Source organism: Streptomyces sp. NPDC001231, assembly GCF_042896885.1.
GTDB lineage: Bacteria > Actinomycetota > Actinomycetes > Streptomycetales > Streptomycetaceae > Streptomyces.
In genome coordinates, this window is the sequence record NZ_JBIAXS010000018.1 from 1 (window position 1) to 22973 (window position 22973).

Annotated in this window: 18 protein-coding genes; 10 read left to right on the top strand and 8 right to left on the bottom strand. The window is 69.8% G+C overall.

What is annotated here, in order from left to right; genetic code table 11:
* Positions 1-293: 293 nt before the first annotated feature.
* Positions 294-1115: a PaaX family transcriptional regulator C-terminal domain-containing protein gene (locus tag ACFY3J_RS21970; protein WP_384177208.1), complete on the bottom strand. Its 822-nt coding sequence runs from the start codon at positions 1113-1115 to the stop codon at positions 294-296.
* 125 nt (positions 1116-1240) lie between these two features.
* Complete coding sequence (locus ACFY3J_RS21975) at positions 1241-2935, bottom strand: AMP-binding protein (protein ID WP_390841627.1); 1695 nt, start codon at positions 2933-2935, stop codon at positions 1241-1243.
* Between the two features lie 60 nt (positions 2936-2995).
* On the opposite strand from ACFY3J_RS21975, the gene ACFY3J_RS21980 reads away from it, so the two are divergent.
* From ACFY3J_RS21980 to ACFY3J_RS21990, 3 genes are all read left to right on the top strand, one after another.
* On the top strand, positions 2996-4135 hold the full coding sequence (locus tag ACFY3J_RS21980) for an acyl-CoA dehydrogenase family protein (protein WP_384177206.1): 1140 nt from the start codon (positions 2996-2998) through the stop codon (positions 4133-4135).
* Between the two features lie 113 nt (positions 4136-4248).
* Positions 4249-4653: a RidA family protein gene (locus tag ACFY3J_RS21985; RefSeq protein WP_384177203.1), complete on the top strand. Its 405-nt coding sequence runs from the start codon at positions 4249-4251 to the stop codon at positions 4651-4653.
* Between the two features lie 122 nt (positions 4654-4775).
* Positions 4776-5201, top strand: coding sequence for a DUF6299 family protein (locus ACFY3J_RS21990; RefSeq protein WP_384177201.1), 426 nt, complete (start codon positions 4776-4778; stop codon positions 5199-5201).
* Between the two features lie 63 nt (positions 5202-5264).
* On the opposite strand, the gene ACFY3J_RS21995 is transcribed toward ACFY3J_RS21990, so the two are convergent.
* Together ACFY3J_RS21995 and ACFY3J_RS22000 are read right to left on the bottom strand one after the other, a co-directional pair.
* Positions 5265-5798 (bottom strand): Lrp/AsnC family transcriptional regulator, encoded by a 534-nt coding sequence (locus ACFY3J_RS21995; protein WP_141357369.1) that lies wholly within the window; start codon positions 5796-5798, stop codon positions 5265-5267.
* A 128-nt stretch (positions 5799-5926) separates the two neighbouring features.
* Entirely contained in the window at positions 5927-7363 is a 1437-nt protein-coding gene (locus ACFY3J_RS22000) for an aldehyde dehydrogenase family protein (RefSeq protein WP_390841541.1), read from the bottom strand.
* A gap of 303 nt (positions 7364-7666) precedes the next feature.
* On the opposite strand from ACFY3J_RS22000, the gene ACFY3J_RS22005 reads away from it, so the two are divergent.
* Entirely contained in the window at positions 7667-9121 is a 1455-nt protein-coding gene (locus ACFY3J_RS22005) for an APC family permease (protein WP_384177197.1), read from the top strand.
* Positions 9122-9310: 189 nt separating this feature from the next.
* Entirely contained in the window at positions 9311-10939 is a 1629-nt protein-coding gene (locus ACFY3J_RS22010; RefSeq protein WP_384177195.1) for a flavin monoamine oxidase family protein, read from the top strand.
* Between the two features lie 229 nt (positions 10940-11168).
* Here ACFY3J_RS22010 and wrbA read toward each other — a convergent pair whose 3' ends face one another.
* Positions 11169-11789, bottom strand: a complete 621-nt coding sequence (gene wrbA, locus ACFY3J_RS22015) for an NAD(P)H:quinone oxidoreductase (protein WP_390841542.1) — start codon at positions 11787-11789, stop codon at positions 11169-11171.
* Between the two features lie 178 nt (positions 11790-11967).
* Here wrbA and sigJ point away from each other — a divergent pair, with 178 nt between their 5' ends.
* From sigJ to ACFY3J_RS22040, 5 genes are all read left to right on the top strand, one after another.
* A complete protein-coding gene (gene sigJ / locus ACFY3J_RS22020; protein ID WP_390841543.1) occupies positions 11968-12903 on the top strand; it encodes an RNA polymerase sigma factor SigJ in 936 nt (311 codons plus the stop codon).
* Between the two features lie 138 nt (positions 12904-13041).
* Positions 13042-14562, top strand: coding sequence for an amino acid permease (locus ACFY3J_RS22025; RefSeq protein WP_390841544.1), 1521 nt, complete (start codon positions 13042-13044; stop codon positions 14560-14562).
* A gap of 4 nt (positions 14563-14566) precedes the next feature.
* Complete coding sequence (locus ACFY3J_RS22030; RefSeq protein WP_384177187.1) at positions 14567-15307, top strand: FadR/GntR family transcriptional regulator; 741 nt, start codon at positions 14567-14569, stop codon at positions 15305-15307.
* A 173-nt stretch (positions 15308-15480) separates the two neighbouring features.
* A complete protein-coding gene (locus tag ACFY3J_RS22035) occupies positions 15481-15795 on the top strand; it encodes a hypothetical protein (RefSeq protein ID WP_384177185.1) in 315 nt (104 codons plus the stop codon).
* Between the two features lie 775 nt (positions 15796-16570).
* A complete protein-coding gene (locus ACFY3J_RS22040; protein ID WP_390841545.1) occupies positions 16571-19411 on the top strand; it encodes a hypothetical protein in 2841 nt (946 codons plus the stop codon).
* 338 nt (positions 19412-19749) lie between these two features.
* Here the strand turns inward: ACFY3J_RS22040 and ACFY3J_RS22045 are convergent, their stop codons facing one another.
* The 3 genes from ACFY3J_RS22045 to ACFY3J_RS22055 all read right to left on the bottom strand — a co-directional run bounded on the left by ACFY3J_RS22045 (position 19750) and on the right by ACFY3J_RS22055 (position 22700).
* A complete protein-coding gene (locus ACFY3J_RS22045) occupies positions 19750-20418 on the bottom strand; it encodes a nucleotidyl transferase AbiEii/AbiGii toxin family protein (RefSeq protein ID WP_384177181.1) in 669 nt (222 codons plus the stop codon).
* Positions 20419-20423: 5 nt separating this feature from the next.
* The gene (locus ACFY3J_RS22050) at positions 20424-20816 is read right to left on the bottom strand and encodes a hypothetical protein (RefSeq protein ID WP_384177179.1); all 393 of its coding nucleotides are present in this window, start codon (positions 20814-20816) and stop codon (positions 20424-20426) included.
* A 354-nt stretch (positions 20817-21170) separates the two neighbouring features.
* Entirely contained in the window at positions 21171-22700 is a 1530-nt protein-coding gene (locus ACFY3J_RS22055; protein WP_384177177.1) for a helix-turn-helix domain-containing protein, read from the bottom strand.
* Positions 22701-22973: the final 273 nt, after the last annotated feature.

A 22973-nucleotide genomic window follows, 5' to 3' on the forward strand; every position in this document is an offset into this window, starting at 1 on the left:
GCCCGGACGCGGCTAAGCCCGCCTGCGTTGGGTGGTTGACCGGTGGCTCACCGGGGTGGGTGGCTACCGTCCGGCGGGGGCGGGCCGTGCGGATGCGTTCAGGCTCCGCCTGGCACTGTGCGGTTGACCGACGCCTTGCCGGGGTCGGCGGCTGCCGTGGACGGGGGCGGGCCGTGCGGATGCATTCAAACTCCGCCCGGCGCTGGGTGGTTGAGCGGCGCCGTATTGGGCGGGCAACCAGCGGGGCCGCGCGGACGCGTCCAAGCCCCCGGGCACTGTGCGGTTGACCGGCGTCAGAGCCCGGCGAACTCGGCGCCCTTGTCCCGCAGCCGTTCGTGCAGCCCCTGGAAGACGGCGGCCGAGCGGGCGCCGGGCCAGTCGGCGGGCAGCAGCCGTGCGGGCAGGCCGGGGTCGGCGTAGGGCAGATGGCGCCAGGAGTCCAGGGCCAGGAGGTAGTCGCGGTAGGCCTCCTCCGGCGGAGTGTCCGCGCGCTTCTCCCAGGCGCGCAGCACGGGCGCGTGCCGGTCGAGGAACGCCGCGTGCTGCTCGGCGATCGCCGCCAGGTCCCACCACCGCCCGACCGCCTGAGCGGTCGGCGTGAAGCCCAGGTGCTCGCCGCGGAAGAAGTCCACGTACGGGTCGAGGTCCAGCCGCCGCAGCGTGTGCCGGGTCTCCTCGTACAGGCGGGCCGGGGCGATCCACACGCCGGGCGCCGCCGTGCCGAAGCCGAGCCCGGCCAGCCGGGAGCGCAGCACGTGCCGCTTGTTGCGCTCCGACTCCGGCACGGAGAACACGGCGAGCACCCAGTCCTCGTCGCCGGGGTGCGCCGTGGCATAGATACGGCGGTCGCCGTCGTCGAGCAACTGCCGTGCCTCCGCGGACAGTTCGTATCCCGCCGCGCCCTGCGCGGTGCGGGCGGGCAGCAGCAGCCCGCGCCGCTTGAGCCGCGACACCGAGGAGCGCACGGACGGTGCGTCCACCCCCACGGCGGCCAGCAGCCGGATCAGCTCGGCGACGGGCACCGGGCCTGGCGCGAAGCGGCCGTAGGCGCCGTAGAGCGTGACGATGAGGGACCTCGGGGCGTGTAGCGCCTGCTGCTCGGACACGTTGATCATTTTAGGTCTTCGGCATCACTGCTGGTCACCGACGCCGCTGGTCACCGACGCCGCTGGTCACCGACGCCGCCGAGGGCCGTCACCGCCGAGCACCGTCGCATGCGCGCCGTCACCGCCGTGCGGCGTCACCCCGGAACGCCGTCGGCGCGCAGCCGGAACCGCTGGAGCTTGCCGGTGGCCGTGCGCGGCAGCGCGTCCAGGAAGACGATCTCGCGCGGGCACTTGTACGGGGCCAGCTCCGACTTGAGGTACGCGCGCAGCGCCTCCGCGTCCCGCGGCGCGCCCTGCCTGAGGACGGCGTAGGCGACCACGACCTGACCGCGGTCCTCGTCGGGCCGTCCGACGACCGCCGCCTCCACCACGTCCGGGTGGCGCAGCAGGGCGTCCTCGACCTCCGGGCCGGCGATGTTGTACCCGGCCGAGATGATCATGTCGTCGGCGCGGGCGACGTAACGGAAGTAGCCGTCGGGCTCGCGGACGTAGGTGTCCCCGGTGACGTTCCAGCCGTCCCGCACGTACACGCGCTGCCGCGGGTCGGCGAGGTAGCGGCAGCCGACCGGCCCCTGGACGGCGAGCAGTCCCGGCACTCCGTCCGGCACCGGCTCGCCGTGCTCGTCCTGCACGCGCGCGTGCCACCCCGGTACGGGCACTCCGGTCGTGCCGGGCCGGATGTCCCCGTCCGCCGCCGAGATGAAGATGTGCAGCAGTTCGGTGGCGCCGATGCCGTTGACGATGCGCAGTCCGGTCCGCTCGTGCCAGGCGTGCCAGGTGGCAGCGGGCAGGTTCTCCCCGGCGGACACACAGCGCCGCAGCGAGGAGACGTCGTGGGAGTCGAGCGTGTCGAGCATCGCCCGGTACGCGGTGGGGGCGGTGAACAGCACGGACACGCGGTGCTCGGCGATCGCGGGCAACAACTGCCCCGGATGGGCCTGTTCGAGCAGGAGCGCGCTGGCGCCGGCGCGCATCGGGAAGACCACGAGCCCGCCGAGCCCGAAGGTGAAACCGAGCGGGGGACTGCCCGCGAACACGTCGTCCGCGTGCGGTCTGAGCACATGGTGGGAGAAGGTGTCCGCGATGGCCAGCACGTCCCGGTGGAAGTGGACGCAGCCCTTGGGCCGCCCGGTGGTGCCCGAGGTGAACGCGATGAGCGCGACGTCGTCGGCGGCGGTGTCCACGGCCGGGTACGGCGTGTCCGGCGCCGGACGGCGCAGCAGATCGTCGGGGGCGTCACCCCCGTACGTCGTGACGGCAAGCCCCGGCGCCTCCGCCTTGGCCAGGTCGTCCACGGCCCGGACGTCGCACAGGGCGTGCCGGACCCGGGCGATCTCGCAGATCGTGCTCAGCTCGTGCGGGCGCTGCTGGGCCAGCACGGTGACGGCGACCGCGCCCGCCTTGAGCACGGCCAGCCAGCAGGCCGCCAGCCAGGGGGTGGTGGGGCCGCGCAGCAGTACCCGGTTGCCGGGGACCACACCGAGGTCGCCGGTCAGCACGTGCGCGATGCGGTCGACGCGGGCGCGCAGGTCGCCGTAGGTCCACGTCCGGCCGGCTGCGGTACGGAACACCGGGCGCCCGGCGTCGGTGCGGTCCAGCAGCTCGGCGGCACAGTTGAGCCGGTCCGGGTAGCGCAGTTCCGGAAGGTCGAAGCGGAGCTCGGGCCACTGGTCAGGGGGTGGCAGGTGGTCGCGCGCGAAGGTGTCCACGTGCGCCGAGGTCGTCGGCCGCGCGGTGCCGTCCCTGCCGGAGTCCAAGGTGTCCATGGCCGGTTCGCCCCCTTGTCGTGGTGGGCTCGCACAAGGAGCGTATCGTGTTGGTGACGACAGTCAACTGTACGCGATATGGTGGATCGTGCCCCGGTCGGCCGGGAGAGAGGGGACCGGCGAATGCCCGCATTCTCGCTCGAACCGGAACAGGCGGCCTGGTGCGCCGAGTTGCGCGCCCTGGCCGCCGACCGTCTGCGCCCGGTCGCCGAGAAGGGCGAGCCGGGCCACGTCGACCGCGCGCTCCTCGCCGAACTGGGCCGACTCGGCCTGCTGGAGCGCCTGTTCACTTCCGGCGCCCTCGATCTGTGCCTCATGCGGGAGTCCCTGGCCCACGCCTGCACCGAGGCCGAGACCGCCCTCGCTCTCCAGGGCCTCGGCGCCCACCCCGTCCACGCCCACGGCACCCCGGCCCAGCGCGCCCACTGGCTGCCGCGCGTGACGGACGGAAGCGCGGTCGCGGCCTTCGCCCTCAGCGAGCCGGGCGCGGGCTCGGACGCGGCGGCACTGGCGCTGGCAGCCCGCCCGGACGGCCCCTCCCGCTGGCGGCTCACCGGCGAGAAGTGCTGGATCTCCAACGCCCCCGAGGCCGACTTCTACACCGTCTTCGCGCGTACGACACCGGACGCCGGCTCCCGTGGCGTGACCGCGTTCCTGGTGCCCGCCGACCGCCCAGGACTCACCGGCACCGCGCTGGAGATGCTCTCGCCGCACCCCATCGGCGCGCTCGACTTCGACGGCGTCCCCGTCACGGCCGAGGACGTGATCGGCGAGACCGACCGCGGCTTCCGGGTGGCCATGGGCACCCTCAACCTCTTCCGCCCCAGCGTCGGCGCCTTCGCCGTGGGCATGGCGCAGGCGGCGCTCGACGCCACCCTCACCCACACCGCCCGCCGGGACGCCTTCGGCGGCAAGCTGAGGGACCTCCAGACGGTCGCCCACCAGGTCGCCGAGATGGCCCTGCGCACGGAGGCGGCCCGCCTGATGGTGTACGCGGCGGCGACGGCGTACGACGAGGGAGCCCCCGGCGTCCCCGGACGCGCCGCCATGGCGAAGCTGCTCGCCACCGAGACCGCGCAGTTCGTCGTCGACACCGCCGTCCAACTCCACGGCGCCCGCGCCCTGCGCCGCGGCCACCTGCTCGAACACCTCTACCGCGAGGTGCGTGCCCCGCGGGTCTACGAGGGGGCGAGTGAGGTGCAGCGGGGGATCATCGCGAAGGAGCTGTACGCGGGGTTGCGCGAGTCCGGGGAGGCCGTGTGACCGTCGTCGAGCCGCGCATGCCCGGGGAGGCCCTGTGACCGTCGTCGAGCCGCGCATGCCCGGGGAGGCCCTGTGACCGTCGTCGAGCCGCGCATGCCCGGGGAGGCCCTGTTGTGACCACCGACCGCGTCAACCCGCCCGTACTGTCCCCGCCCACCGGCTTCTCGCACGCGGTGGTCGCCACCGGCTCACGGCTGGTGTTCCTGGCGGGCCAGACGGCACTCGACGCCGACGGAAAGGTGGTCGGCGAGACCCTGCCCGAGCAGTTCGAGCGGGCGCTGACCAACCTGCTGACCGCGCTCGCGGCGGCCGGAGGCACCGCGTCGGACCTGGCCCGGGTCACCGTGTACACCACGGATGTCGCGGCCTACCGCGTGCACGCGGCCGAACTCGGCAGTGTGTGGCGCCGGTTGGCCGGCCGTGACTATCCCGCGATGGCGGTGGTGGGGATCGTACGGCTCTGGGACGAGCGTGCCCTGGTCGAACTCGACGGCTTCGCGGTGCTGGACGACGGCTGATCAGGCGGTGTCGGCCAAGTGGTCGACGGGCACGCGCCGCCGAAGAGTGAGGGTCACGGCCACCGCCGAGGGTGCCGGGTACGAGTGGAAGCCCCTGTTCCAGCTACCCGGGAGGTTCCTCCATGCCCCTGCGTCCCGTACTCGGCGCCCTGGGCGCGGCGGCGGCCACGGTGCTCGTGCTGAGCGCGCCCGCCACCGCCGATCCGGGCGACAACGTGACCATCGACCGGACGGCCCGCCTGTCGGTGGACGGCACCGTAACCGCCTCCGGCACCTACCGCTGCTTCCACGCCAACGGCCTGGTCTTCGTCGGTGCCGCCGTCAGCCAGGAACCCTCGGCCACCCGCTACGGCATCGGCGGCACCCGCGCCGTGTGCGACGGCGCCCACCACCGCTGGCGGGCCTCCGGCACCGTGACGCCGAACCGGCTCAAGCCCGGCCCGGCCCGCGTCGAGGCCGTCCTCGTGGAACTGCGCCCGCACAACGGCCTGCCGCTGCCGCACTTCCACGCCCCGCACCACCGGAACGTGATGCTCGTCGCGGACTGAGCCCCGCCCGGCTGCCCGGCACCCCAGCGGTGCCGGGCAGCCGGGCGTGCGGCGACGGGGCGGTCAGCGGTCGGCCCGCTGGTCGATGCCGGCGTCGTCGGGAGGACCCGGGGCGTCGAGGACGGAGGTCTCCACCTCGCCGACGCCCCACCCGTACGCCAGCTTGTGCACCTCCAGTACGAAGAAGGATTCCGTGGCGACGATCCCGTCGATCAGATGGAGGCGTCGCGTCATCAGGTCGGTGAAGTGCGCGGTGTCCCGGCAGATCACCTCGGCCATGATGTCGAATCCGCCCGCGGTCATGATGACGTACGCGGTCTCGGGAAGCTCCCGCAGCGCCCGGCAGACCGACGGGGCGGTACCGGGCCGTACCCGGATGCCGATCATCGCCAGCCGGTCGAACCCGATGGTCAGCGGGTTGGCGATGCCGACCACCTGCAGGATCCCGGCGTCCTTCAGCCGCTGCACCCGGTAGCGCACGGAGGAGGCCGGGATGCCCACGTCCGAGGCGATCAGACTGTAGGCGCGACGTCCGTCGGTCTGCAGGATGGCGATGATGCGCCGATCGATGTCGTCGAGCGGGCTCGGGGTGGACATACGGCTGCTCCGGAGGTCGCGACCAAGGTGTGGACCGGGCCGATGGCGGTCCCTCGGCACGGGGACGGCCACCGGGTCCGGGCGGTCCAGGGTACGGAGCCCCGTGAAGCGGCGGGTCACCAGCCCGATCAGAGGCTCATGACGCCCGTACGCAGGTCGGACATGTCGAGCAGCGTGTGCTTGCCGCCGATCCGGCCCCAGCCGGTGCCGCGGTTGCCCGCACCGCCGAACGGCATGTTGACGTCCCAGAAGCAGGTGCTGTCGTTGACGACGACCTGACCGACGGCCAACTCCTCGACGAACCGGTACGCCGAGGCCATGCTCTGCGTGAACACCGCACCCTGGAGGCCGAGTTCGTCGTCGTTGGCGATCCTCAGCAGTTCGTCGTCGCTGCCGCCGGTGATGATCGGCACGACCGGACCGAAGGACTCCTCACGGGACAGCAGGCTGTCCTCGGGCACCCCGTCCACCACGGTGAACTCGTAGTAGAGATCGGTGGGTTGGCCGGAGCGGCGCTGTCCGCCGAGCAGGATCCGCGCACCACGCTCCCGGGCGTCGGCCATGTGCCGGTCCATCTTGGCCGCGACCCCCTCGTTGTTGAGCGGGCCGAGGTTCGTCGCCGCGTCGAACGGGTCGCCGAGAACGACGTCCTCGGCGGCGCGGAGCACGGCTTCGACGAAGCCGTCGTGCGCGTCGGCGTGCACGACCACCCGCTCCGTGGCACAGCACACCTGTCCGGAGCACAGGTACGCGCCGTACACCGCGGCGCGGGCCGCCGCGTCCAGATCGGCGTCGGCGAGCACCACCAGCGGGCCGTTGCCCGAGCACTCCATGAGGGAGCGCTTGAGCCCGGCGGCGGCCGCGACCTTCGCGCCGGTCGCCGAGGAGCCGATGAAACCGATGGCGTCGACACCGGGATGGCGCACGAGCATGTCCCCGGCCGCGCCCTCGCCGGGCAGGACGTTCACCAGGCCCGCCGGCACTCCCGCCTCGACCATCGCCTCCATGGCCTTCAGCACGGTCAGCGGGGTGTTCGCCGGCGGTTTGACGACGTGCGCGTTGCCGGTGGCCAGGCCGGGAGCGACGAACTCGGCGAGCATCAGCAGTGGGAAGTTCCAGGGCGTGATGATGCCCCAGGTGCCGACCGGCCGGTAGAAGGTCCACATCCGCTTGGTGCTGTCCGTGGACGGCATCGTCTCACCGTGCAGCCGCACCGCGTCCTCGGCGTGCAGATGGAACAGCTGCGCCGCCTCCTTGACGTCGGCGACCGACTCGGCGAGCGGCTTGCCCTGCTCCAGCGTCTGCAGACGGGCCAGTTCATCCACCCGGGCGGACAGCGCGTCGCCGACACGGTGACAGATCTCCGCCCGTTGCCAGACGTTGACCCTCGCCCAGGCCTGCTGCGCCTCGTTCGCGGCCTTCACGGCGGCGTCCAGGTCCGTGGCGGAGGGGAGCGGGACGGTGCCGATGCGTGCGCCGGTGACCGGGCTGACGATGTCGTAGGTCTCGGTACCTGTGCTGTCGGCATAGTCGCCGTTGACGAAGAACGGGTGCACGGCAGACATGAAGAACCCTTCTGGTCGTGACGTTGGGAGCGCAGAGGGGAAGTGGTGTCCACACCATCGGGTGGGCAATGAAAGGCTGTCAATAGGCCGGAACCCGCAATCCAAAGGTCAGTTGATTGCTGAATCAGCAGGCTCAAGCCATTGACACTGCGAAATCGGTGGCCCTACGGTGCGGGGCTCATAGGCCAGGGCCCAGCCCCGGGTACGCCTCCCCGCTCTCTCCCCGGTTCCGTCCTCCCGGCTCTCCCCGCTCCGCTCTTCCCTCCCCGCTCTGTCACCGCTCTCCGCCCGAAGGAGACACCCATGTCCGAGCAACCCGCCCTTGCCAAGAAGATGCGCTGGTACGACGGCTTCGCCATGTCACTGACCATGCCGGCCGCGCTCATCGCGTCCCTGGGGGCCTCCATCGGAGGGCTCGGCGCATGGGGCGCGATCGCCCTGTGGACGGTGTCCATGGTGCTGGCCACCGCCACCAACTGGATCTACACCGAGATGGCCGCGATGTTTCCCGACTCCTCGGGCGGTATCGCGCACTACGCCACCGAGGGATGGCGCAGCCGCGCCCCGGTCGTCGGGGCCCTGGCGGGTATCGGCTACTGGCTTCCCTGGACGACTGCCCTGTCGGTGTACGCGGGGATCATCGGCTCCCTGGTGCAGGCGCAGTGGTTCCCCGGCCAGACCTGGACGCTCGACCTGGGCGTGGGGGAGCTGAGTCTGCCGATCGTGGTGGGGCTCGTCGTCATGGGACTGCTGTACGCGGCGGCGATGTACGGCCTGCACGCGGCGATGTGGGTGGTCTACGTGACCGGCGGGATCCTGCTGGTCCCACTCGCGGTCTTCATCGTGGGGCCGTTCCTCTCCGGTGACTGGAGCACGGCCGGCCTGCACTGGAACCTGCACGGCATGAGCGGGCTCCGCGAGGCCCTGGTGTGGCTGTACATCATGGCCTGGACCTCCTTCGGCGTGGAGGTGTGCGCGACCTTCGCCCCTGAGTACAAGGAGACCGTGCGGGACACCTCCCGGGCGCTTCGCGCGGGGGTGCTGTTCTGCCTCGGCGTCTTCATCCTGCTGCCACTGGCGCTCTCCGGCTACGTCGGCGAGAAGAAGATCGGCGAGGACCCCACCGCCTTCTACGTCGGCGCCTTCCGCGACCTGGTCGGCGGCGCCGCGGACCTGATGATCGTGTTCCTCATCGCCTCACTGCTGCTCATCATGATCACCGGGCTGGCCGACGGCTCGCGGGTGCTGTACGACATGGGCCGACAGGGGGTGACGATCCGTCAGGTAGGTGTGCTCAACCGGCGCGGTGTACCGGCTCGCGCGCTCACCGTCGCCCTGGTCGTCAACGTGATCGTGCTGGTGGTGCTCAAGACGCCGCTGGCGATCATCGTCACCGGCAACCTGGGCTACATCCTGACCCACATCCTGGCGATCTCCGGTTTCGCGTTGCTGCGCCGGGACCGCCCCGATCTGGCCCGCCCGATCCGGCTCCCCGACTTCTTCGTGCCGCTGGCCTGGTTCCTCACCGCACTGCTGGCCGTCATCCTGGTCGTCGGCGCCACCGGCTTCTCCATCACCGGCTACGGCGGCTTCAGGGAACTGGCCATCGCCCTGGGCGTGCTGGCCGCCGCGGCCGTGTTGTGGGAGTACCGCCGCCGCGTCCAGGACCGCGACGCCCCGGAACCCCCCGACGCATCCGCCGCCGGCACCGACGGGGCCCCGCCGCACGACGAGGTGAGGGAAGCCCCTCGCCGCTGAACCTCTCGCTGCCGTGACCGTCCGGCCGCCGAGAGCCTCGCTCGTCCGACTTCCCGCCGCATCCCGTCCCCAGCCGTGCCGCAACGCACGGCGTCACGCGCGTCCCAACCCCCCACGCGTCCCCAGATCGGCGGGTTCGTGCGCCGCAGCCGCCGCTCACCGCTCCCCCTCACAGGCAAGGACTTCGGCATGGCACGTTTTCAGGGTCGTACCCGTCTCAGCGCGCACATGCGCGCGATGTTCTCGGCACACCAGGAAGCGGCACGCACCGGCGTGCCGGTGGAAGAGATCCAGGGCAGGCGGGCCGCCGCCGCTGCCGAGGGCGCGAGCCGCAGGCAGTTCCTGCGCGGCGCCGCGGGCGGCCTGGCGGTCGCCGCGGCCGGCGGGCTCGGTGTCCGCTCGCTGCTCCAGGCCCCCGCGGCCAACGCCGCCACCGCACCGAGAGTGGTCGTCGTCGGAGCCGGCCTGGCCGGGCTGCGGGCCGCCCACGACCTGTACCGCAGGAAGGGCATCGCCGCCACGGTCTACGAGGGCAACACCCGTGCCGGCGGCCGGTGCTGGAGCCTGCGCGGCTTCTTCGACGCGGGCCACGTCGTCGAGCACGGCGGCGCCTTCATCAACACCGACCACACCGCCGCCCGCAACCTGGCGGCCTCGCTCGGCCTCACCCTGCGCAACGTCAACGGCGGCAACACGCCACCGAACGGGGACAAGTACTGGATCGACGGGGCGCTCTACAGCACCAAGGAGGCCAACGCCGACTGGAAGGCGGTACAGCCGAAGTTCGCCGCCGAACTGGCCGCCGCGCCCTACCCGCAGGCCTACGACAACTACACCGCGCGCGGCCGGCAGTTGGACCTGATGACGGTCGACGAGTGGCTGGCCGCCAACGTCCCGGGCGGCCTCAGCAGCCGGTTCGCCAAGCTGATGCAGTCCAATGTGCTCTCCGAGTACGGCCTCGACCCCAGCATGCAGCCCGCGCTCAACCTGATCTACCTGCTGGGCTGGAACACACCGGGCTCCCTCGCCCCGCTCGCCGGCGACGACGAGAAGTACTCGATCGTCGGCGGCAACGACCAACTCGTCTCGGGGATGATCAGCCAACTGCCTGCCGGCACGGTGCAGTACGGCAAGAAGCTCACCGCGCTCCGCTCCAACGTCGACGGGACGGTCACCTGTACCTTCAGCGACGGCCTTGCAGTCTCCGACGTGGTCGCGGACAAGGTGGTCCTGGCGCTGCCCTTCACGACACTGCGCGACTGCGACCTCACCAAGTCCGGCTTCTCCGCGCTGAAGACGAAGGCGATCCAGCAACTGGACCTGGGCGCCAACGCCAAGCTCCACGTGCAGTTCACCAGCCGGCCGTGGGTGGCGCAGAAGTACGGCGGGGTCGCCTACACCAACCCCGACACCCTGCAGACGGTCTGGGACGACACCGTGGGCCAGGCGCTGCCCCAGGGCATCCTGTGCCAGTTCCCGGCCGGTTCCGCCGTGACCACCGGCTGGACGGGAGCCACCTTCGACACCGCCCCGGCGGCGCAGGTCAGCACCTTCCTGTCCCAGATGGAACCGATCTTCCCCGGTGTCACGGCCGCGTACAACGGCAAGGCGTACCGCGACGTCTGGTACCTCAACCCCTGGTCCAAGGGTGCCTACAGTTGCCCCCGCGTCGGCCAGCACACCACCGTGTGGGGAGCCCAGCCCGGATCCGAGGGCAACGTGCACTTCGCCGGTGAGCACACGTCCCTGGACAACTACGGCTTCCTCGACGGCGCGATCGCCTCAGGCGAGCGCGTGTCGAAGGAGATCGCCCCCTGACACCGGCGTGGACCACGGTGTGGCCCCGGAGAGGTGATCGTGCCGGAGTCGGCGGACTCCGGGCCTCCGGGGCCACCGCCCGTGCCCCGCGACCAGATCCTCAACGGTCCCTTGCCCACTGTGCTTGATGAAGGCGAACGTCGCCAACTGCGCGTTCTGCGGCACGAAGCAGTCCTGAGCGGCCGGCTGTCCACGCGCGCCCCCCGGCAGGTCCGGCGTTCCGCACGGATCAGGCGGCCCGGCCGGCCTTGAGCGCGGCCGTGGTCTCGACGACGCGGCGGGCCTGGTGGCGGGCCGCCTGCAGGGCGACCTCACCGGGCGGGCCGTCGTCGGCCACGTGGGAGGTGCCGTAGGGATTGCCCGACTGGAACTGGACGGGATCGGTGTAGCCGGGAGGCACGATGACGCCGCCCCAGTGGTAGAACGTGTTGCCCAGCGCCAGGAGGGTGGATTCCTGTCCGCCGTGGGCGGTGTTGGAGGCGGTGAAGGCCGAGTACACCTTGTCCGCGAGCCTGCCCTGGAACCACAGGGGACCGGTGCTGTCGATGAACGCCCGCAGCTGACTGGCCGGGTTGCCGAAGCGTGTGGGGGTACCGAACAGCACCGCGTCGGCCCACTCCAGGTCGTCGTGGCAGGCCTCGGTGACGTCGGCGGTGTCCTGGAGGTGTTGGGCCCACTCCGGCCTGGCGCTGATCTGCTCCGGTGACGCCGTTTCGGCGACCTTGCGCAGTCGCACGTGTGCGCCGCCCTTTTCGGCGCCTTCGGCGGCGGCTCGCGCCAGGGTGTGCACGGTACTTGTGGCGCTGTAGTAGATGATCGCGACGTTCACGATGTTCACGGGGTCCGACATGGGATTCCTTTCCTCGTCCGCCGGCGCGGTGCTGGCTTCACCGGTTACGACGACACGACCCCGCGCGATGTGAGGCGACGGGCCGTCGCGATGTGAGGCGACGGGCCGGCCTCACAGTTCGGCGGGGTGTTTCGTCGAACCGGGTAGGGGCAGAGCGACCGAGGGAGTCGACGACACCATGACCAACCCAGCCGGGCCCGGACCCAGCCGGCCCGATCCGGGCCTGGACGCGATCATGAGCGAGCGGCACCAGCTGATCAATCTCGCGTACCGGCTCCTCGGCTCGCTGGCCGAGGCGGAGGACGTCGTGCAGGAGACGTACGCCCGCTGGTACGCCATGCCCCCTCAGCGGCGCGAAGCCGTCGAATCCCCCGGCGGCTGGCTGACGACGGTCGCCAGTCGCGTCTGCCTCGACCTGCTCGGCTCGGCACGGGCCAGGCGGGAGCGCTACGTGGGGGAATGGCTTCCGGAGCCGCTGCCCGACGGCACGGAGTGGATCAGCGGGCGGTGGGAGGCCGACTCGCCCGACCCGGCCGACCGGGTCACCCTGGACGAGTCGGTCGACATGGCCTTCCTCGTCGTACTGGAATCGATGACCCCGGCCGAGCGCGTGGCGTTCATCCTGCACGACGTCTTCCGCTACCCCTTCGCCGAAGTGGCCGAGATCGTCGGCCGTACCCCGGCGGCCTGCCGCCAACTGGCCTCGTCGGCCCGCCGCCGCCTTCGCGCGTCGCGGCCCGTGACGACTCCGGCAGCCCGGCGCGCCGACGTCGTCAGAGCCTTCAAGCAGGCGTGGGAGGCCAAGGACATCGAGGCCCTGATCGGCCTGCTGGCCCCTGACGCCACCGCGACCGGCGACGGTGGCGGCCTCGTCCGAGCCGAACTCCGACCGCTCGAAGGCGCCGAACGGATCGCCCGCTTCTTCGCCGACCGGCCCGGCGCGGCCCCCGACGCGACGGTCCTGGAACGCACGGTCAACGGCCGGCCCGGCCTGGTGGCCCAGCTGGACGGCGTCACCGTGTCGGTCCTGGCGTTCGACATCGCGGACGACCGGATCAAGCGGATCTGGGCCGTACTCAACCCCGACAAACTCCGCCCTTGGGCAGCACGCTGACACAGGCCAGGACATCCCGTGCGGGCCCTGGCGGTCTCAGGTGTCGCGGCCGAAAAAGGTTTGAGATCAGGCCATTGACAATCGGTGTGCCGTACGCCACTTTGTTCGCCGTCGTCCCTCGTCGATGAGGAGTCGCGGATGGCTGCGCAAGAGGAAGTCCAGCCAGAGATAGAGCTGGACGAGGATGCGGCCCGTCTCGCAGAGATGGGCTACAAGCAGGAACTTCATCGCGGTATGTCCGCGTTCTCGAACTTTGCCGTGTCGTTCTCGATCATTTCGATCCTGGCGGGCTGCATCACGTCGTACGGGATCGCGCTGAAGTCGGGTGGTCCGTCGACCATCGTGCTCGGCTGGGCGGTGGTCGGTGTCTTCGTGACGTGTGTGGCGCTGGCCATGGCCGAGGTGTGTTCGCGCTACCCCACTGCGGGGGGTCTCTACTTCTGGGCCGGTGAGCTTGCCAGGAAGAACAAGCGTGCCTGGGCCTGGTTCGTGGGCTGGTTCAACTTCATGGGCGAGGTCGCCGTGACTGCCGCGATCGACTTCGGGTGCGCCACGACCTGGATGGCGTTCATGAACCTCGTCTGGGGCATCGAGGTCACTGCCGGCGGTACTTTCCTGCTGTTCCTCGCGATCATTCTTGTGCACGCGCTTCTCAACACGTTCGGCGTGAAGCTCGTCGCGTTCCTGTCGAACGTCTCTGCCTGGTGGCACGTGGTGGGCGTCCTGGTCATCGTCGCCGTGCTGTGGGCGCTGCCCGAGCACCACCAGTCCGCCGGGTGGACGCTGACGGGCTGGCACAACGCCACCGGCTGGACCTCCGGCATCTACGTCTTCCTCATGGGCCTGCTGATGGCGCAGTACACCTACACCGGGTACGACGCGTCGGCCCATGTGGCGGAGGAGACCAGGGGAGCGGCCCGCAGCGCGCCGCGCGGGATCGTGATGAGCGTGGTGATCTCGGTCATCGGCGGTTTCATCCTGCTCTTCTCCATCACCGCGTCGATCCAGGACAAGAGTTCCGCGGGGCTGGACAGGCTGGCCGCGTCGAGTACCGGGCTGCCGCCGGCGCAGGTCTTCCTGGACTCGCTGAACAGTCCGGCCACGGCGAAGTTCCTGCTGTTCATCGTGTGTGCCGCGCAGTTCTTCTGCGGGATGGCCTCGGTGACCGCCAACTCCCGGATGAGCTATGCGTTTTCACGCGACAATGCCCTCCCGGGGTCGAAAATCTGGGCGAAGGTCAACCCGCGCACCGGGACGCCCACGAACTCGATCTGGTTCTGCGTGACGCTCTCGGCGCTCCTGACGCTGCCGGCGCTGTTCAACACCACGGCATACTTGGCGGTGACCTCGATCGCGGTGATCGGCCTCTACATCGCCTATGTCACGCCGGTGCTGCTGCGTCGTCTGCGCGGCAACGAGTTCGTTCCGGGACCGTGGCACCTGGGCAAGTGGAGCAGCCTGGTCGGCTGGGTCGCGATCGTGTGGGTGGTGGTCATCTGCGTGCTGTTCGTGCTGCCGCCGACCCGGCCGGTCAACGTCGACAGCTTCAACTACGCGCCGATCGCGGTGGCCGTGGTCGGTCTGTTCGCGCTGGTGTCGTGGTATGCGGGCGGCCGTAAGCACTTCATGACCAGCCGTGACAACCTGGAGGAGCTGTGACGTCGTGACGCCTGCGGCCCCCGATGGGCATGCGATGGACCCCGATCTGGGAGAGACCCTGCTGCGGCCGGTGCGTTCCCACCACGCTTTCGAGTCGTGCGTGGAGCAGCTGGCGACCGCGATCAGGCTGGGCGGGTATCCGCGTGGTTCGGCGCTGCCGACCGAGCGGATCCTGGCCGAGCGCCTGGGAGTGTCGCGGGCGACTCTCCGGGAGGCGATCGCCGCATTGCGGATGGCGGGTTTCGTCGAGACGCACCGGGGGCGCGGCGGTGGCACCGTCGTCGTCCACCGGCCGCTGAAGCCGGGGGAGGGGTCGCTGTCGTTCTCGCGCGAGGAGCTGCTGGACGCATTGGAGTTCCGGCGGATCGTCGAGCCGGGGGCGGCGTATCTGGCGGCGAAGGCAGCCGATCCGGATGCGCGGCGGCGTTCGCAGCTGAAGGAGATGCTGACGCTGGTCGACGAGGCCGCGGACCCGGCGGGGCACCGGCAGGCCGATGCCCGGCTGCATCTGGAGATCGCGAAGCTGGCCGGTTCGCGGATGCTGCTGGACGCGGTGACCGAGGTGCAGAAGCGGCTGCACGACATGCTGATCGCGATTCCGGTGCTGGCGACGAACATCGAGCATTCCCACCACCAACACCACGCGGTGGTCTCCGCAGTCCTGAGCGGACATCCGGACGGGGCCCGGCAGGCAATGGAGGAGCACTGCGACGACACGGCAGCTCTGCTGCGTGGGCTCCTTTGAAGCAATGACGCCCGGCGCCTGTCTTGAGGTCACGTGCATGTGCACCACCGACATCCTCACAGTCAGTTGGCGATGTCAGCCGTTCCGGCGCTGATGTCAGCAAGTTGCGAGACCCATATGGGCTACTACGGTGGAAGTGGCTGATGTGACCTATGTTGCAAAGGGGTACGGTCATGAACGCAAGGCTCTGCAAGCGATCTGCCGTTGCCGGCTCGGCCCTCATCCTCGCCCTCGCCCCGCTTGGCCTGCAGCCGGTGGCGGCGGCAGCGGCGACGCCGAGCCAGACTCACGCCAGCGCGGTCGAGAGTCAGCGCGACTACCAACGGGGCTTCCGCGACGGGTTCCGGGATGGTTACCAGGACGCTCGGGACGACTGCCTGATGCATAAGGGATATCGGGGTTACAGCTCCGGCAACAGGGACTACACCCGTGGCTACAGCAGTGGGTACAGTGCCGGTTTCGCCCGAGCAGAAGACCGGTACTGCTGAGCGGGTGAGGCTGAGGCCGGCAGGCTCCCAGCCGCGCTCGACGCCGCCCGTCACCCGCCACTCTCCCACGGGCGCACGTGGCAGTGCCGCCGTAGACGCCATCTTCGGGCAGCTCCCAAGCAGTTGGGGATAGCCCGGCCCCGGCCCAAAGTCCCAGAGAAGCCCCAGAGGCGCCGCCGCACCCCTTCCAGACCCGCATTCGTGCAGGTCACATAGGGTGCGGCGGCGGCCGTTGCTCAGATGTCCCGGAAGAGACGCGCCAGCCCTGTGACCTGCGGCGATGGGCAGTCACTGCGCGCTGACCAGTAGGAATGGCCTTTCGGCTATTTCACGCTCGTGCTCGTTGATGTGGCCGGAAGTCCCAGAGAAGTCCCAGGCCACATCCGCTTCCGAAGGCCAGTCTTTCGGGCTCTGTGCAACTCATGCGGGTGCGATGTGGGCTGGTGTTGCGCGAGCGTCGAGGTCGGCGTCAGTCGGCACGAAGCTACGCACCGGTGATCGACCATGGGACGAGCCGGCTGGCGTTCAACTCGCAGCTTCGAGGCGAACGCGCTGGGCCCGACGGCTGCCCGACTGTGCTGGAGCGAGCAAGCGTGTCGCGGTGACCGCCTGTGACTGGCGGAGATCGATGGTGCCACAGAGTGTCCCAGCTCAGCGATGCTTCTCGACCGGCTTCTGAATCTCCTACGCCTGCTGAGTGACGTTGCTGGTCTGGGCTTTGTCAAGGAGTAACGCGGAGTACGTATCTGTTGCGTTGACGTTGCACAAGTAGCTGGTGACGAGTGTCGCTCGTTTGACGCCGTTCCTGGAGATCGGCGAGGACGTCCCGGAGATCGAGGGTGGCGAGTCCCACCTGACTGAGTTCTTCACGGCGGTGCCTGACGGCCTGCCCAAGGGCATCGACCGCGACCTTGTCGACCTCGTCCGGTCCGGCGGAAAGCACCCGTCCATCCCCGTTCTGGACTACAGCGCGCTCTCGACCGACGAGGCGGCCCTGGCCGCCGACGCCCTCGACGAATGGCGGGAGCTGGGTGCCACCGAGCCGAAGGACCGGCTCACCGTCTCCCCGAGGCGCCAGCTGCCGCCGCTTCTCAAACTTCTCGGCTACGACGCCAAGAGCGCCAGGCCGCTCGACGAGCGGTCCCAACACCGGCGCGAGTACCGCCTCTTCGAGGCGACCGAGGTGGAGATCAACGGCAGGGCGAAGGCGCCCGCGTTCGGCTCGCAGATCAGGGAACAGGGTGGCAACCTCCGCGTGCTGATGGTCTGGGGCCGCCCGCCTGCCAAGGTCGTCATGAGCTGGGCGGAGCGCGACACCAGTGGTGCGAGCCTCCTCGTCGTCTACTTCGGCACGCTGAGCCGTGAGGCCCGCGTCGAACTCGCCGTCGGCTCGGGCCGGCTGCAACCGATGCTGGTCGTGGACGACGCAGCCCTCGCTTACCTCGCGGCACGGGGCAACCGTCAGGCCAGTACGGCCACGCAGACACTGCTTCCGTTTTCCGGCGTCAACCCGTACATCCGGGAGAAGCGCGGTCGGATCGGCGGCGAGATGTTCTACGGGCGTGACGCCGAACGGGTCAGCATCCTCGACCCGCGTGGCACCCAGGTCATTTTCGGTGGCCGCGGACTCGGCAAGTCGGCACTGCTCAGTGATGCCGGGGAGCGGTTCGAGGGGCAACGCCCGGGCTACCACCTGGCGGTGTACGTGAACCTCGACCAGGAGAACATCGGCAAGGGCAGCTCGCTGGGACCGGAGGCGTTGTGGAGCGTCCTTGACCGGGAACTGAGGGCAGCTCAAGTCTTGGGCGGTCCGCCGAGCCGCAAGTCGCGGCAGGACATGTCCGAACGGGTGCGCATCGGCATCCGGGCCTGGCTGGACGGGGACTCCCGCCGTCGTCTGTTGATCCTGCTCGACGAGTGCGATCAGTTCTTTGAGGCGGACGCCCCCCGTTTCGACCAGACCAAGAAGCTCAAGGGCCTCGGCTCCGACACCAAGGACCGCGCCAAGGTCGTGTTCGCCGGTCTGCACTCAGTGCAGCGGTTCTCCAAGCTCGCGAGCAACGGGCCGTTCGGTCACCTCGCCCAGACCCCGAAGGTGATCGGCCCACTCGCTCCCCAGTCCGCCGCCGAACTGCTGGTCGACCCGATGAGGGCGCTCGGCTTCGAGTTCCAGGACATGGATCTCGTCAACCGGGTGCTCGGCTACTGCTCCTACCAGCCTTTCCTGCTCCAGATGTTCGGTCACCGACTGGTCGAGGTGATGCACCGCAAGCGGTCGCGGCGCGGAGCCGAAGATCCGCCGTACGCGGTGGAGATCGCCGACATCGAAGTCGTGGAATCGGACGCCGGGCTCAGAGACAGCATCTCGGCGGCCTTCAAGGACACGCTGAGTCTGGATCACCGCTACGACGTAATCGCCAACGTGCTGGCGTACCACGCCCGCCACCGTGGCCTGGAGGCGCGACTGAGCGACGCCGAACTGCGCGAGGAATGCGAGACGTTCTGGCGGAAGGGCTTCGCACAGCTCGACACCGAAGGTTTCCGCGCCTATCTCTCCGAGATGGTGGGCCTCGGTGTGCTCGCCCCTAACCACGACGGTCAGGGTTGGCATCTGCGCGGCCCGAACGCCCTGCGCATGATCGGCACCTCCCACGAGGTGGACGCCCGCCTGCTCAGGGCAGAACAGGACTGCGAGCTCCAGGACAGCATCGTGCAGGAGGGCCGTCCCGAACTGCCCGACGGTCGACCGGCACCACTCACCATCACCCAGCTCGACGACCTACTCGGCGAGCGGTCCAACCAGACGAGGGTCGTCCTCGGGACTTCCGCGACCGGTGTCACCGACGTCGGCGACACTCTGCGGGCGATCGCCGGACGCATCGCCGACTGGACGTTGCCGCCCGTCGGCAAGCTCAGTGCCTACAAGCAGGAGCTCGTCGGCGGAGTTCCGCGTGAACGGCGCGTCGTCATCAGTGACTTCGCCCGCTATCCCGCACGGCCCGAGGCTTGCCGTGAGTCCGTCGACCTGGCCGAGACTCAGCTGCCCGCCATCCCGGGGGTGACCCGCGCGGTGGTACTCGTCACCGACACCGCCCAGCTGGGTCTCTGGCGTACTTTGCTGACGGGCGACGAACCCACCTCGGCGGCGCCCGTGGTGCTGCGCCATGATCGCCGCAGCCTGTACGGCTGGGCCCAGCGCGTCGAGATGTTCCACACCGAGGACCGCCTGGACCGCCTCCACGAGCTGACCGGCGGCTGGCCCCTCTTGGTTGACCGGGCCCACCGCCTGCACAACGAACTGAGCGACCCCGAAGAGGTGTTGCGTCGCCTCGCCGGCCTGCCCACGGACCGGGCCGAGGCCCGTGCGTTCGCTGAGGCGACCGGAGTGTACGCGGACCCGCTCCTCACAACTGGGTACCGGGCGCTCGACGACGAGTTCGAAGACGGTTCGTTCGACTTGGAGAATGCGGTGACTGCCGTGGCGGTGCGGATCGAGGACGAGGACGAGGCCCATTGGATCGTCACCTGTCTCGACGCCCTCCAGGTGTTCGACCGCGAGGACACCCAACTACGCCTGGAACCGCTGTTGCGCCAGTGCGCGACGCTCCGTGTGTGACAGGTTGTGACACCGAGCCGGCCGCCCGCATGTCCGGGCGGCCGGTCGTCTGGGGGCTCGTCTCCGGCTGACCGTCGATGGCGTACGGTATCCGGCGGCGCGCTGCCCTGTTCACGCCGAGTTCCGAGAGCCGAGGCCCTGGGAAGCAAGGCGCGTGAGGACGCACGAGAGTCGGCTCGGGTTGATCACCGGCCCCAACGTGGCCGCAGCCTGTCCGTCGACTGATCTTTCTGGGGCGAGCTTGTCGTCGGACAAGCTCGCGACCGACTGCTTTCCCGCCTACTCGTTCCTTGGCTCTTGCTCTGATCGCTGTCAGATACGGTTTCACTCGGATGTGATCAGTCGATGTCCGGATTATCGGCCTCTTCGAGGAGACGGGCCGCGAGGCCGTCGGCCCACTCCAAGGCCCAAGCGCGGAGTGCGGTGATGGTGGCGTCATCGAGCCCATAGGCGGCGAAGGCTTCGTCGTCGGTCCACTCGGCGCCTGTGAGATTCGACTGCAGATCCTCGCGCTCGAAGCGGCCGCGGGAGTGGCGGCGGCCGAACTCCTCGAGCTCGGCATTGGTCCAGCGGCGGGAGGCTGCGAACACGTCGATCAGATCGCGGGGGGCTCCGCGGTCGGCGAGGGCGCGGACCTTGGTCCCGATGACGTCCTCTTCCGCGAGGACGGGCCCGTACGGGCTCTGGGCGACCGGCCGCCAGAAGATCTCCTTGAGGATGTCGACTTCGCATTCCTGCCCGGTGGCTGGGTCAGCCACGGTGAAGCGGGCGGACAGCGGGGCGGTCTCCAGCGCGTGCACCTTCCAGCCGCGAGCTTCCAGGCCGGCGCGGAGCGCGGCCGCGATGTCGGCCATGGGCGCCGGGTTCTCGGTGGCGACGTCGAGGTCCTGGCTGGGGCGGTTGACGAGGTGGTGCGCCCGCACGGCATACCCGCCGGTGAGAACCAGCGGATACGGGGAGCCGAGGGCGATCACGTCTGCCAGGAGCCGCGTGTGCAGCTCCGGCATGTCCGTCACGCGGCTGCCCGGGTGCGGGAGGCGAGCTGAGGGAAGGCGTCCTCCCACACGGTGCGCACGGTGCGACCGACGAGTGTGCGCAGCACAGGCCACAACTGGAGGAGCAGGTTCTGGTTGAGGTAGAGGGGCAGGTCGTCGCGCAGGCCCTCATGCAGAACAGTGCGGTAGAGGCCCATGCGCTGGCGAGGCTTGCCCAGGTCGTACGACGTCATTCCGGACCAGGCCATGTGCAGCGGTAGCTCCACGATCCCCTGGGTCGGGCCGTGCAACTCGTCCAGTGACTCCGGCAGACGCCTCCGGAACTTCTCCCGATACAGCGCGAGGTCCTCGACGTCCGTGCGAGAGAGGTCCATCGGCGCGGGGGCGGAGTGCTGTGGGCTGGAGGACATGACTCCATTATGACGGCCGGGATGTGGTGCGGGCCATGATGTGCGAGCCGGTGTCTGGAGCGAGCAGCGTGGGCCCGTGCCGGGTGAGCATGGTTGTGGCAGCGTGTTCTGCCCCGAGCAGAGGCGTGGGCTGTCGGTCATGACGCTTGTCTGACGCTCTGGGCGCCCGCACGCGGGGCAGTGAGCCGAGAAAAGGTCCTGACCTGGCCCTTTTCCCGGACTCGCTCCGGCCCAAGATGACGTCTTCGGTTCCGACCAAAAGTCCCAGAAAAGTCCCAGAGGCGCCGCCACGCCCCTCTTGCCTCGCGTTCGCGCAGGTCAGAAGGGGTATGACGGCGTCTTTTCCGAGGACCTTCAGATGTCCCGGAAAATCTCGATCTGCGCCCCAATGGAGTTCAGCCGCTCGGCCAGGTCCTCGTAGCCGCGGTTGATGACGTACACGTTGCGCAGTACCGACGTGCCCTCCGCGGCCATCATGGCCAGGAGGACGACCACGGCGGGGCGCAGGGCCGGCGGGCACATCATCTCGGCGGCGCGCCAACGGGTGGGGCCCTCGACCAGGACCCGGTGGGGGTCGAGGAGTTGCAGGCGGCCGCCGAGGCGGTTGAGGTCGGTCAGGTAGATCGCGCGGTTGTCGTAGACCCAGTCGTGGATCAGCGTCTTGCCCTGCGCGGAGGCCGCGATCGCCGCGAAGAACGGGACGTTGTCGATGTTCAGGCCGGGGAACGGCATCGGGTGGATCTTGTCGATCGGCGCCTCCAGCTTGGAGGGCCGGACGGTGAGGTCCACCAACCGGGTACGGCCGTTGTCGGCGAAGTACTCGGGCGTGCGGTCGTGGTCGAGACCCATCTCCTCCAGGACCGCCAGCTCGATCTCCAGAAACTCGATCGGCACCCGGCGCACCGTCAGCTCCGACTCGGTGACGACGGCGGCGGCCACCAGGCTCATCGCCTCCACCGGGTCCTCGGAGGGGGAGTAGTCGACGTCGACGTCGATGTTCGGCACGCCGTGCACGGTGAGCGTGGTGGTGCCGATGCCCTCGACCCTGACGCCGAGCACCTCCAGGAAGAAGCACAGGTCCTGGACCATGTAGTTGGAGGAGGCGTTGCGGATGACGGTCACGCCGTTGTGGCGGGCGGCGGCCAGCAGCGCGTTCTCGGTCACGGTGTCGCCGCGCTCGGTCAGCACGATCGGGCGGTCCGGGCGGACGGCGTGGTCCACCACCGCGTGGTACTGGCCCTCGGTGGCGGTGATGTCAAGACCGAACCGGCGCAGCGCGATCATGTGCGGCTCGATGGTCCGCGTGCCGAGGTCGCAACCGCCCGCGTAGGGCAGCTTGAAGTGGTCCATCCAGTGCAGCAGCGGCCCGAGGAACATGATGATGGACCGCGTACGGCGGGCGGCCTCGGCGTCGACGGCGTCCAGATCGAGGTCGGCCGGAGGCACGATCTCCAGGTCGGTGCCGTCGTTGATCCAGCGGGTACGCACGCCGATGGAGTTCAGCACCTCCAGCAGGCGGTACACCTCCTCGATCCTGGCCACCCGGCGCAGCACCGTGCGCCCCTTGTTGAGCAGCGAGGCACACAGCAGCGCCACGCACGCGTTCTTGCTCGTCTTCACGTCGATCGCGCCGGAGAGCCGGCGGCCGCCCACCACTCGCAGGTGCATGGGACCCGCGTAGCCCAGCGAGACGATCTCGCTGTCCAGGGCTTCACCGATGCGGGCGATCATCTCAAGGCTGATGTTCTGGTTGCCGCGCTCGACGCGATTGACGGCGCTCTGGCTGGTGCCGAGCGCCTCGGCCAGCTGTGCCTGCGTCCAGCCCCGGTGCTGCCGAGCGTCACGGATGAGCTTGCCGATGCGTACGAGGTAGTCGTCTGCCATGGGGTTGAGGTTATCTCAGATATGAGATGGCGCCTCTTGGGGGGTCCAATCGGGTGATGAGCCGTCAGTGACCCCTGGGCCAAAGGGTTCGATGCTGCCCGAAAGGTCCGGGCGTTCCAGGCATTCCGGGTGTTCCGGGTGTATTCGGCGGCGCTCCGTGGCGGTGTGCGGCGGTTGCCGCGACGTGCGGGGCGGGTTTCCCGCGCCGGACCGCCGCCTCGGTCGCGGAGGGCGCGCCGGTCCCCTTTGCGCATCCAGGTACCGATTCCTGCG